General features: G+C 57.3%; 12 protein-coding genes. 7 read left to right on the top strand and 5 right to left on the bottom strand.

The features are described 5' to 3' along the window. The 7 genes from AB7F49_RS34365 to AB7F49_RS34395 form a co-directional block, all read left to right on the top strand. Positions 1–734: efflux RND transporter permease subunit (locus AB7F49_RS34365; protein WP_428530751.1), on the top strand; the 734-nt coding region annotated here is incomplete at its 5' end. Further along, complete coding sequence (locus tag AB7F49_RS34370) at positions 731–2,155, top strand: multicopper oxidase family protein (protein WP_428530754.1); 1,425 nt, start codon at positions 731–733, stop codon at positions 2,153–2,155. The genes AB7F49_RS34365 and AB7F49_RS34370, both read left to right, overlap by 4 nt. Before the next feature lie 13 nt (positions 2,156–2,168). Next, positions 2,169–2,579: a hypothetical protein gene (locus AB7F49_RS34375; protein ID WP_428530757.1), complete on the top strand. Its 411-nt coding sequence runs from the start codon at positions 2,169–2,171 to the stop codon at positions 2,577–2,579. Between the two features lie 85 nt (positions 2,580–2,664). Then, a complete protein-coding gene (locus AB7F49_RS34380) occupies positions 2,665–3,054 on the top strand; it encodes a DUF305 domain-containing protein (RefSeq protein ID WP_428530760.1) in 390 nt (129 codons plus the stop codon). A gap of 26 nt (positions 3,055–3,080) precedes the next feature. Further along, positions 3,081–3,413 (top strand): four-helix bundle copper-binding protein, encoded by a 333-nt coding sequence (locus AB7F49_RS34385; RefSeq protein WP_428530763.1) that lies wholly within the window; start codon positions 3,081–3,083, stop codon positions 3,411–3,413. Next, a complete protein-coding gene (locus tag AB7F49_RS34390; RefSeq protein ID WP_428530766.1) occupies positions 3,410–3,883 on the top strand; it encodes a DUF305 domain-containing protein in 474 nt (157 codons plus the stop codon). The genes AB7F49_RS34385 and AB7F49_RS34390 overlap by 4 nt, the downstream gene beginning before the upstream one ends. A gap of 81 nt (positions 3,884–3,964) precedes the next feature. Next, complete coding sequence (locus tag AB7F49_RS34395) at positions 3,965–6,340, top strand: heavy metal translocating P-type ATPase (RefSeq protein WP_428530769.1); 2,376 nt, start codon at positions 3,965–3,967, stop codon at positions 6,338–6,340. A 16-nt stretch (positions 6,341–6,356) separates the two neighbouring features. Here AB7F49_RS34395 and AB7F49_RS34400 read toward each other — a convergent pair whose 3' ends face one another. The 5 genes from AB7F49_RS34400 to AB7F49_RS34420 all read right to left on the bottom strand — a co-directional run bounded on the left by AB7F49_RS34400 (position 6,357) and on the right by AB7F49_RS34420 (position 11,257). Continuing rightward, the gene (locus AB7F49_RS34400; RefSeq protein WP_428530772.1) at positions 6,357–6,839 is read right to left on the bottom strand and encodes a DUF411 domain-containing protein; all 483 of its coding nucleotides are present in this window, start codon (positions 6,837–6,839) and stop codon (positions 6,357–6,359) included. 45 nt (positions 6,840–6,884) lie between these two features. Next, positions 6,885–7,115, bottom strand: a complete 231-nt coding sequence (locus AB7F49_RS34405; protein ID WP_428530775.1) for a transposase — start codon at positions 7,113–7,115, stop codon at positions 6,885–6,887. Positions 7,116–7,357: 242 nt separating this feature from the next. Continuing rightward, on the bottom strand, positions 7,358–9,301 hold the full coding sequence (gene terL, locus AB7F49_RS34410; RefSeq protein WP_428530778.1) for a phage terminase large subunit: 1,944 nt from the start codon (positions 9,299–9,301) through the stop codon (positions 7,358–7,360). Then, the gene (locus AB7F49_RS34415) at positions 9,301–9,723 is read right to left on the bottom strand and encodes a DUF5681 domain-containing protein (RefSeq protein ID WP_428530784.1); all 423 of its coding nucleotides are present in this window, start codon (positions 9,721–9,723) and stop codon (positions 9,301–9,303) included. Before AB7F49_RS34415 ends, terL begins: the two co-directional genes overlap by 1 nt. After that, positions 9,677–11,257 (bottom strand): site-specific DNA-methyltransferase, encoded by a 1,581-nt coding sequence (locus tag AB7F49_RS34420; RefSeq protein ID WP_428530781.1) that lies wholly within the window; start codon positions 11,255–11,257, stop codon positions 9,677–9,679. Before AB7F49_RS34420 ends, AB7F49_RS34415 begins: the two co-directional genes overlap by 47 nt. Positions 11,258–11,448 lie beyond the last annotated feature (191 nt).

An 11,448-nucleotide genomic window follows, 5' to 3' on the forward strand; every position in this document is an offset into this window, starting at 1 on the left:
GCCAGCTCGTCGTGTATGTCTTTGTGGACATTCGCGATCGCGATCTCGGAGGATATGTAGCAGAAGCCCGGAAGGCAGTGGCAGAAGCCGTGCCGATGCCCGCGGGCTTCTACGTGGCATGGAGCGGCCAGTTCGAATATCTGGAGCGTGCCGCAAAGCGTCTTCAGATCGTCGTTCCGGCGACGCTTCTGCTGATTTTCCTGCTGCTTTATCTGAATTTCAAACGTATTGGCGAAACGCTGATTGTGATGCTCTCGCTGCCGTTCTCGCTGGTCGGCGGCCTATGGCTGATGCATTGGATGGGCTTCAACTACAGCGTGGCGTCGATCGTCGGATTCATCGCGCTTGCGGGCGTCGCCGCCGAAACCGGCGTTATCATGTTGATCTATCTCAATCAGGCATGGGAAGAAACCAAAGCGCGCGCGATGGGCGAAGGAAGGCCCCTGCAGCAACATGACTTGAGCCGCGCTATCATGGAAGGCGCGGTCGAGCGCGTGCGGCCGAAGATGATGACCGTGGCAGCCATCATGGCAGGTCTGCTGCCGATCCTTTGGAGCACGGGTGTGGGTTCGGAGGTGATGCAGCGAATTGCCGTTCCGATGATCGGCGGCATGGTCTCATCGACCATGCTGACGCTGATCGTGATACCGGCCGTCTATGCCTTGGTGAAGGGGGCCGCGCTCGGAAAACAGCAGGAAGTCAAGTTTGTGGTAGTCGAGGAGAAGCGCACATGAACTCAGCTACGATCAACCGGCGCCGCGTAATCTCCGGCGCCGCGAGCCTTCTGGCGGCCGGATCGTTGCCGTTGGCTAACAACCCTGCACGCGCAGCAAAAGAGTTCCGGCTAGTCTCAGCCCCCGCGCGCCTCACGCTGGTCGGCGCGCAGCATCCGGCAACGGAGGTGTGGTGCTATGACGGGCGCGTTCCTGGACCCGAAATCCGCGTCAGGCAGGGCGACCGTCTCCGTGTCGTTGTCGAGAACCGCCTGCCCGAAGACACGACGGTTCACTGGCATGGCGTGCGGTTGCCTAACGCCATGGACGGCGTTCCGCATCTGACGCAAAAACCCATCGCCCCCGGGGGGCGTTTCACCTACGAATTCGAATGCCCAGACGCGGGCACATACTGGTATCACCCGCATCAGAGCAGTGCCGAGCAAGTCGGCCGCGGTCTGTCGGGCGCGCTGATTGTCGAGGAACGGGATTCCGTTGAGGTCGACCGCGACATCACCTGGCTGCTCAGTGACTGGCGGCTGTTGAAAGACGCTTCGATCAGCGGCGATTTCAAAAACATGCATGATGTCAGTCATGGGGGACGGATTGGCAATGTCGTCACGGTCAACGGCGCCGTTCGCGATACTTTTGAGGTGCGTGCCGGAGAGCGAATTCGGTTGCGCCTCGTCAACGCCGCAAATGCGCGGATTTTTGCACTGGAGTTCGAGGGGCATGCGCCGAAGGTGATCGCTCTAGACGGTCAGCCAGTAGAACCGCACGAGCCACCGAGTGGACGCGTCGTACTTGGACCAGCCATGCGGGCGGATCTGATTGTCGACCTGACCGGCGCTCCCGGCCAGAGCTTCCGTGTCGTTGACAGGTTTTATGCCAGCCTCAACTACCGGCTGCTTAATCTTGTTTATAGCGAAGAGCCGCCGCTGCGCGAGCCTTCTGCTAGGGATCATATTCGTCTTCCTTCCAACCCAATTGCCGAGCCAGCCCTGGACACGGCAGAGCGGCATAAGATTGTGCTTGGGGGTGGGATGATGGGCCAGATGAGGGCTGCCATCCTGGACGGAAAGCGCGCGGATATACGAACGCTCTTTCAAAACGGTTTAGCCTGGGCAATCAATGGCGTAGCCGCGAGGGGCCACGTTCACGAGCCGTTCCTGACATGGTCACTGAACCGCTCGTATGTGATCGAGATGGTCAACGAAACAGCCTGGCACCATCCTATGCATCTGCATGGTCATTCGTTCAGGGTGATAAGCCGGAACGGGGAACCGACCCGTCATAAGGAATGGCAGGATACGGCGCTGTTGGCGCCGCGTGAACGTGTCGAGATCGCCCTGGTCGCGGACAATCCCGGCGACTGGATGTTTCATTGCCACATCCTGGAACATCAGGAAGGCGGCATGATGGGTGTGATCCGCGTCGTCTGAGCCGGAACTCTCTTTGAACGACGGCGTTGGCGGAAAGGAACTCGACCGGAAAACCGGTATGGCCGCGCGGAAACTGATCGTCAGAGTGATGTCCTTTGGCATTTGCCTCGCGGCGTTGCTGGGAATAACGGACGCGAGGGCTTGCAGCGGGCATCGGCCTGCGATCATGGAAACCGAGCGGCTTGTTCGTGTTTTCGCGTCGCAGGGCGATATAACCGCAGAGGTTAGTTGGAGCGGCAACAGCCTGCACCATCATTGCCGGTTGCAATGCTGCGGCAAAGCCTGTTGTTCTGGCGGCCATGCCATCCAGGCGGACGCGCAATCGTTTGACCTCGATGAGATAGCTGCGTCTATGTTTCCGCACGGTACAGCCGCACCTGACGGGGTAGCGCCGCCGGGCATAAGAAGACCGCCGCGCGGCTAATCCTATCTAATCATAGGCTTCTCGACACGCCGCTGCCTGCTGTTGGCAGCGAACGATTATACACGACAACTCCAAGGACAATCACATGAACATCATGAACATGAAGACGGTTATTGCTCTTACCGGCTTGCTGGCGCTCGGCGCGCCCATCGCTCTCGCCCAGATGCCAGGTATGGATATGCAAAAGATGATGCAGATGATGATGCCGCAGCCGGGCGACACGGCTTCGACCAAAGATTTGAAACAAGCGCATATGGACATGATGAAAGACATGCCTATGCAGTTCACCGGCGACGCCGATAAGGACTTTGCGACAAGCATGATGAAACACCATGCCGGCGGAATCGAAATGGCAAAAATTCAGCTCAAGCATGGAAAGGATCCGGAAATGCGAAAGATGGCGGAAAAGCTGATCAAGGAGCAGGGCAACGACAACAAAGAGTTCGCGACCTGGCTTAAAAAGCACTCGAACTAGAAAACAGAAAGCGAAAGGCAAACACCATGCACCATATGTCTGATGACATGCAGGCCTGCATCGATCGGTGCCTGTCCTGCTACTCAACCTGTCTGGGGATGGCAATGACGCACTGTCTGGAAGCGGGCGGAAAGCACACCGAACCCGCACACTTTCGGCTGATGCTGGCTTGCTCAGAGATGTGCCGCACTGCGGCGCATTTCATGCTCCTGGCCACGCCCCATCATAAGCACACCTGCCGCGAGTGCGCGGAAATCTGTGAAGAGTGCGCGCAAGACTGCGAACGGCTCGGCGACATGGATGAATGCGTCAAGGTGTGCCGCTCCTGCGCGGAAAGCTGCCGGAGGATGGCGGCATGACAAACAAAGAGCATGAGATGGGCCGGGGCCATTACGGCAACCTTGCCATCATGACGCTTGTGTCCTTCATCGCGATGTTCATCCTGATGTACGCGATGGTGGACCGGTTTGCGGACGTCTATCCGAACATCAACCAGGCCTATATGGCCGGGCTGATGGCCGCGCCGATGGTGCTGATCGAACTTGCGGTGATGCGAAGCATGTACCCCGACATGCGAATGAATCTGGCGTTCGCCGGGATTGCGGCCCTTGCACTGGTGCTGTTCTTTGTCGGCATTCGTGCCCAGACTGCGGTCGGAAACGTCCAGTTCGTCAAGTCGATGATTCCGCATCACTCCGGTGCACTCCTGATGTGCGGCCAGGCGTCGATAACCGATGCCGAGCTCAAAAAGCTTTGCACCGAAATCATTGAAGGCCAGCAAAAGGAAATCGACCAGATGAAGGCAATCCTGGCTCGGTTAGACAGGTAATTGGGCTTTGAAAATCGGTCTTGACCTTACCATCATGGGAAGGTCCAGACTGGCCTTAAGTTGGCCGGAAAGGATTTTCCTATGGATCACGCGTCGCATAGCTGCTGTTCAGGCAAGACTCATCAAGCGGGCAAAGAGGGACCGCATATCCACGCTACACCGGCGCAAGACGGCATAAAGGATCCAGTCTGCGGGATGACCGTGGACCCGCACGAGACGGCGCACCGGGTAACGCATGCCGGGCAGCCCTATTATTTTTGCTCCGCGGGTTGCCGAACAAAATTTCTCGCCGATCCGGATCGTTACCTTGGACCCGCGCAGGCAGCGGAATCCGTTCCCGAGGGCACGATTTACACCTGCCCAATGCATCCCGAGATTCGCCAAGTGGGGCCGGGGAGCTGCCCCATTTGCGGCATGGCCCTTGAGCCTTTGCTGGCGACAGCCGAGTCCGGGCCGAATCCGGAGCTCGCCGACATGTCGCGCCGCTTCTGGGTGGGGCTTGTTCTTAGCGTTCCGGTGCTTTTGCTCGAGATGGGCGGGCATCTCACCGGCCTAAATCATCTCATCCCGCGCAGTATCTCGAACTGGCTGCAATTTGCTCTCGCGACACCGGTCGTTTTGTGGGCGGGCTGGCCGTTTTTCGAGCGCGGCTATGCGTCGGTTCGCACGCTCAATCTGAATATGTTCACGCTTATCGCGATGGGCACGGGCGTTGCCTGGGTCTACAGCGTGCTGGCAACCGCTGCGCCGCAGCTCTTTCCGTCTGCGTTCCGTGGAAATGACGGCTCCGTGGCAGTGTATTTCGAGGCCGCGGCGGTGATCACGGTACTGGTTCTTCTGGGACAGGTTCTTGAGTTGCGCGCGCGGGAAGCCACGGGCGGTGCGATCCGGGCGCTGCTCGATCTTGCGCCGAAGACGGCACGTCGTATCGGGGCAGATGACAGCGAAGAAGAAATCGCACTTGACGCGGTGGCGGTCGGCGACCGCATGCGTGTGCGTCCCGGTGAAAAAGTGCCGGTCGACGGTGAAGTTGTGGACGGTCGCAGCGCGGTCGATGAATCGATGGTGACGGGCGAGTCGATGCCGGTCACGAAGGTCAAAGGAGATGCGGTCATTGGCGGCACACTGAACCGGAGCGGCGCGCTGATCATCGCTGCCCGAAAAATCGGGCGCGATACGATGCTCGCGCAAATCGTGCAGCTGGTCGCCGAAGCGCAAAGAAGCCGTGCGCCGATCCAACGGCTGGCCGATCAGGTTTCCGGATATTTCGTGCCGGCAGTGATCGGGGTTGCCGTTCTTGCTTTCGCTGCCTGGGCCATCTGGGGGCCTGAGCCGCGCTTTAGCTATGGCCTCGTGGCCGCGGTAGCGGTTCTAATCATCGCCTGCCCGTGCGCGCTCGGCCTGGCTACGCCGATGTCGATCATGGTGGGTATTGGACGCGGCGCAAGCTTGGGCGTGTTGATCAAGAACGCCGAGGCCTTGGAGCGCATGGAGAAGGTCGACACGCTTGTGATAGACAAGACAGGAACGCTCACCGAAGGAAAGCCTTCGGTAACACGCGTCTTAGCCATCGGCGACGACTATGGCGAAGAAGCACTCCTCAGATTTGCCGCAAGCGTCGAACGCGCCAGTGAGCATCCGCTTGCCGAAGCCATCGTCCGGGCGGCGGAAGCGCGTAACATTGGAATTGCGCCCGTGACAGAGTTCGATTCGCCAACGGGAAAGGGAGCGCTCGGTACCGTCGAAGGCCACAGTGTTCTGCTAGGCAACGCACGCTTTCTGCAAGAGCACGGCGTTGACACTGATGCGGCTGCGAAGGATGCCGAAGCGTTGCGGCTTGACGGTGCGACCGCAATTTTTATCGCGATCGATGGTAAAGCCGCCGGAATCATTGCGATCGCCGACACTGTCAAGCCATCAACACCCGAAGCGCTTGCAGCCCTAAAGGCGGAAGGTCTGCATGTAGTGATGTTGACGGGAGACAACTGGACCACGGCGCGTGCCGTGGCCCGTCAGCTCGGCATCGATCAGGTCGAAGCAGAGGTGCTGCCGGAGCAGAAAAGCGAGATTGTGAAGCGGTACAAGGAGCAGGGCGCCGTTGTCGCCATGGCGGGCGATGGCGTGAACGATGCGCCCGCACTTGCGGCGGCCGATGTCGGGATAGCAATGGGGACAGGCACCGACGTTGCCATTGAAAGTGCAGGCGTGACGCTGCTGAAAGGCGACCTCAACGGAATCGTTCGGGCCAGGCGCCTGTCGCGCGCCGTGATGCGCAACATCCGCCAGAACCTGTTCTTCGCGTTTGTCTACAATGCCGCAGGAGTTCCGATTGCGGCGGGTGTGCTGTATCCGGTTTTCGGAATATTGCTGTCGCCTATCATCGCAGCCGCAGCGATGGCACTATCCTCGGTCAGCGTCATCGGTAACGCAATCAGGCTGAGGGCGGCCAAGATTTGATAGGAGGGCCGCGAGTTCAGCGCGCCGGCAACTCCCTGGCACCTTCATAGCGCGCAAAAACGAACTGGCCGCCCGGACCAAAAGCAATCACGCTGTAGGTTTCGGGCGGCGTGCCTTCGACTTCCATCCCCGGCGAGCCGATTGGCATGCCCGGCACCGCAAGACCTCTGACTTTGGGCCGGTCGCGCAGCAGACGGTGAATTGCATCCGCAGGCACGTGACCTTCGATGACATAACCGTCGGTTTCTGCGGTGTGACAGGATGCGAGGGCGGATGGCACGCCGAGCTTTGCCTTAACGCGGTTGATTTGCGGGTTATCGATCAGCGTTACGTCGAAACCAGTTTCACGCAAGTGCGTGGCCCACGCGGTGCAACATCCGCAGTTGGGGTCTTTGATCACCGTAATTTTAGGTTGCGCAGCGAATGCGATTGGAACACCGGCGGCAGCGTATCCTGACGCAAGACTCACAAGAAATGCGCGGCGCTTCAATGACAACATTGAGCGATCATACAAGAAACAGAGCGTCGGAAATAGTTTTTCGATTCACGAAAACGCGAGCAGCGAGAAAAAATCCTCGAATGATTTCAGAAGCGGGCTGAGAGCCCGAGGAAGGGGTTGACCTTGTCGGCTGCACGAGTAACCGGCCGCACGGGCGACCTCTGACGCAACCGCCCCAGGCTCAATCGAAGCCGCAACAAGCAGTTCCTTCTCCGCCCGCGACCAGCGTCGGCGCCGCTCCACCGACGTGATCACCTCGACCTGTGTCTTGGTCATAGGACTATCCATAGGAATAGTCCTATGACTTCCCCCTCCCTCTCAAATCCGCAAGGCGGCCTTCACCGGGCGCGTACGAAGCGCTGTTCAACAGCTGCAGACCAAAATGTCCGGTGCGCGACCCGGTTTTTGGCACTAAGTGCAAATCCTGCGAAATGACAGGTTGCGCTACGCATACGCGCGCTGAAGCCATGATAGGTGGGTAATCGAAGCAGAGCACGGTGGCGTTCGGATGTTCCCATTCAAACCCAGCTCAAGCTGGAGTCATAACCTGATCCACCGACCGTGAGGGCGAGGGCGATACTGTCGACGATATCGTCTGACTGCCCGTAAGGGTAACCTCGTAGCTCAGTTTCCAGCTCCGCCATGAAAGGCTTGTTCTTCGGAAAGCGCACCAAACCGTCCGTGAACATTCGCTCTAATACTGAAACGCGACCTGACCTGTCATCTTCGACCTCATAGAGCTTGATGAGGTGATGCTGCGCTAATCCATGATCTTTCTCCATGGCCACGCCGGTTGTGGTCTGTTCCATGAGTATCTTGAAAAACTGATGCTCCTTGTACAACTCGTCAATTCGTTGTTGTAGTTCTACGTACCCGTACAGGCCTCGTTCCATGTGCAGAAGGTAGTAAGTCTGATCGAGCAACATCCATATTGTGCAGACGGTCCAGGTACGCTGTGCGTCATCTTTGCGCGGTGTATCCCATGACATAAACACCCGCTTGCCCTGCTGATTCTGCGGCAGCTCTGTGTAATAGTGAAACCACGATGGTTTGATTATGGTGCCAGAGTATATGGGATTATTGGCAATCCATGCCAGCGCGTAGACGGTTGAGTCGACTTGATCGTCGTAACTCACGCTTGGAAACGAAATGAGCTCGCTCAGGTAGATGTCGAGCCATTCGGCCTTCTTTGGAAAGAGCGCAAATCCGCCTTCGATTACGGCTGTTTGTGCGTTCAATCGCATCTGCTTATCTCCCTCGATGGCGGGAGCAGGTAGAACGATCGCCAGGTCTTCAGCGCGCAATTGTTGTATCAGCGATGATCCTGATGATTTGTCTTCCACAAGCACAACAGTAGCTTCGTGGAATTTCGCAAGTCGATGAACCTCGCGCTTGAGATCAGGGAATTCGAGCTTCCGCCGGAAAACATGAAGTAAGTAAGCCTTTTTACCTTTCACGCCCCACGTTGTGCAAACGCTGAAGTCGGAGCGTTGAGTGTCTTTAACTGCCGTATCCCAACTTTGCAGCGTTATGTCGAAACGATCAGGGCGCTCCTTCGGGGTGTAAAAATGTAACCACTTGCGTTTAACAATATTTCCGACTGACGGCTGTGGATTCTGCTGATATTGTGCCGCGAAAATATACTCAGTCATAGTTCGCCGGATATTCTCCAAAACATGAGGAGGAGTCAGCGCTGGTTGTAGAATGTCGCCCTCCTTTCGATGAAAGATCCTGTTTTCGTAAGGAGTACGACTCTTAAAGGTTGCCTTTTTCTCTGCAATCGCTGGAAATGAAAGAACGTCCCATCGTTCTGTAGACTGAACGTGTGCCACCAGATCGTCAGCGTGCAGTCGCTGCATGATTATGATAATCGCACCCTCGGCTTGCCTGTTCAGTCGGCTTCGCAGCGTGTTGTCAAACCAGGCGTTTACACTTTCACGGCGTGGATCAGAAAGTGCCTCGTCGGCCTTCAAGGGGTCGTCAATCACAATCACGTTTGCACCGCGGCCTGTGAACGGACCGCCGACGGACGTCGAAAAGCGAAAACCACCTTGGGTAGTCTCGAAGTCAGCCACGGTGTCCCTTTTGGAAGAGACCCTGGTCTTAAACAGCGCCTGATAGAAATCACTCTGCATGAGGCGGCGCGAGTGTCGGGCTAGTTTGTCGGCAAAGTCTTGACCGTAGGAGACACACGCCACTTGTTGATGCGGGAAATGTCCCAAAAACCATGCCGGAAAAGCAATTGACGCTGAGTGTGATTTCAGATGGCGTGGGGGAACATTGATGATTAGACGCTTGCATCTGCCGTACGCGACATCTTCGAGTTTTTGAGCTATTAGCTCAAGGTGCCAATTGTATTCGAAATTGTCTGCAGGATTGAGTTCAAGAAACGAACGATGGATGAACGCAAGGAGATCCTCTCGATAGATCGCGGCGGTCATCTTTGCGGGAGACGGTGCCATTAGGCGTTCCCTCGCTCCTCGTATGGCCGCAAGCGCTTATAAATCTCCCGGATCACCTGCTTATCCATTTCATTAAAGGGATATTCAGATGGCCTGGCGGCCTCAGCGCGCGCTTCGATGCTGGCAATCAAATCGATGAATTTCAATAATAACTTTTCATCTCCCATCGCGCCCTTGTTCGCAAGCTGCACACAAGCTGCTTGCGCCTTAGAGATTCGCCGCTTCTTGCCATCGATGGTTACAGTGATCTGCGCCGCCGCCGCCTCCAAAAATAGGGTGGCAATGTTTTTGCGGCCCTTAGGCCGACCGAGTCGAGGTCGGCCGTCACCTTTTTTAAATTGCGTGTGCTTAGGTGGATTGCCGTATCCGACTTCGTTAGCGGCTTCGGATACCTCGTCGTTTTCTGCGCGAACTGGCTTCAGACCCTTCGTCCCGGGCTTGTCGTTGTTTTTGTTTAGGTGAACCCGCGGTGCCTCTGCCGTCGGTAGTTGTTCGTTTGCGCCCTTTAGGACCGGTACCGGCTTCTTTTTCGACCTCGGCGTCGTTTCCGCGCCTCCAATGCGAACCCGTATTGTCTGGGCCGGCGGATCGCTTTCGGGCGTTTTTGATGACCGTTCTTGAGGTATCCGTATCCGATTTTTTACCATGCTTGGTGCGCTCCGTCCGCTCGGTTCGAATCCGGTCGAAACTCAAATCTAAATCAACGTGCATTGCTCCTAAGCCGTAGACCTCTTCAAATCGCTTAATGACTAGATCAGTATAGTGCGGATCGAGCTCGATGCCGTAGCCGCGCCTGCCGGTCTTTTCGGCAGCGAGCAGGGTAGTCCCGCTTCCAGCAAACGCATCCAGAACGATGCCGGCTCGCTTCGAGCAGTCGAGGATGCCGTCGCTGACGAGGGCAAGTGGTTTCGGCGTGGGATGTCCGGCAAGGGATTCTTCTCGGTCCTTCCCGAAACTGCTCATGCCGGCATATTGCCAGACGTTGGTTCGGCTTCGGCCAAATCGACCCAATTCGACATTGTTAATGTGCTTGGCGCGACCGTTCTTGTAGACGAACACGAATTCGTGGGCTGACCGGTATAAAGAGCCCATGCCAGCATTGCTCTTCGACCAAACGCAGATGTTCTTGAGTTCGGAATATACGTCCTCGGCGGCGTCGGCTAGTTCTCGGATGTGCCGCCAATCCATGCATATAAAATGGATCGAGCCGTCGACGCTGAATTCGGCGAGGTTCGTCAGGGCGCGCCGCAGGAAGTTCGTGAATTCCCGCGGGGTCATTTCTCCGGACGCCATCGCGAACTCGCGATGCTTTGCCTTTCCGAGCCCAGAGACATTACCTGCTATCGGCACATTGTATGGTGGATCGCAAAAAATGAGCTGGGCACGTTTGCTACCAAGAAGGCGTTCGTAGCTTCGAGCCTTGAGGGCATCTCCGCAAAGGAGAAAATGCTCCCCGATCTGCCAGCAATCGCCAAGCCGTGACACTGGGGGGAGGGAGCGATCAATCTCCGGGATAGCATCAGCCTCGTCTGGCTCACCCTGGCTGGCCTCGCCGACGATGAGATCGATCTCGGCCATTTCAAAGCCGGTGACGGTCACGTCGAAATTCGGCTGGACCGAGAGTTCCTGAAGCTCCAAGGCAAGCAGGTCTCGGTCCCACCCGGCATTTTCAGCGAGCCGATTGTCCGCGATGACATAGGCCCGGATTTGAGCAGGGGAGAGGTGGTCCACCCGGACAGTCGGTACGTCCGTCATTCCGAGAGTGACGGCGGCAGCGACCCTGGCGTGGCCGGCCACGATGCCGTCCGCGGCGTCGAGCAGAACCGGATTGATGAACCCGAATTCCGTGATGCTAGCCGCGATTTGTTTGACCTGACGGGGAGTGTGCGTACGGGGGTTTTTCGGACGCGGTTTGAGCTTGCGCGGGTCCTTGTATTTGATGGCCAGCGACTTCACAGTGCCCCCCAAGCCCGACGTCAAAGAGACTGTGCAGCTTAAAAATCACAAATCAAAAAACTCTGTAACCGTCCATTCCTAACACGTCGCTCAGGCTGCGGCGGTTATTCGGGCCCAGTTCCAGGGCAGCAGGTCGTCCAGCCGGGCCATCGGGTGGCCGTTGGACATGCGGTCCAGCACGTCCCGGAGGT

Source organism: Pseudorhodoplanes sp., from assembly GCF_050250235.1.
In the GTDB taxonomy this organism is placed as follows: Bacteria; Pseudomonadota; Alphaproteobacteria; order Rhizobiales; family Xanthobacteraceae; genus Pseudorhodoplanes.

Coding starts and splice junctions, on each gene's coding strand:
- AB7F49_RS34400 (WP_428530772.1), bottom strand. CDS start 6,839: ATGTTGTCATTGAAGCGCCGCGCATTTCTTGTGAGTCTTGCGTCAGGA.
- terL (WP_428530778.1), bottom strand. CDS start 9,301: ATGGCACCGTCTCCCGCAAAGATGACCGCCGCGATCTATCGAGAGGAT.
- AB7F49_RS34385 (WP_428530763.1), top strand. CDS start 3,081: ATGCACCATATGTCTGATGACATGCAGGCCTGCATCGATCGGTGCCTG.
- AB7F49_RS34405 (WP_428530775.1), bottom strand. CDS start 7,115: ATGACCAAGACACAGGTCGAGGTGATCACGTCGGTGGAGCGGCGCCGA.
- AB7F49_RS34380 (WP_428530760.1), top strand. CDS start 2,665: ATGAACATCATGAACATGAAGACGGTTATTGCTCTTACCGGCTTGCTG.
- AB7F49_RS34390 (WP_428530766.1), top strand. CDS start 3,410: ATGACAAACAAAGAGCATGAGATGGGCCGGGGCCATTACGGCAACCTT.
- AB7F49_RS34370 (WP_428530754.1), top strand. CDS start 731: ATGAACTCAGCTACGATCAACCGGCGCCGCGTAATCTCCGGCGCCGCG.
- AB7F49_RS34395 (WP_428530769.1), top strand. CDS start 3,965: ATGGATCACGCGTCGCATAGCTGCTGTTCAGGCAAGACTCATCAAGCG.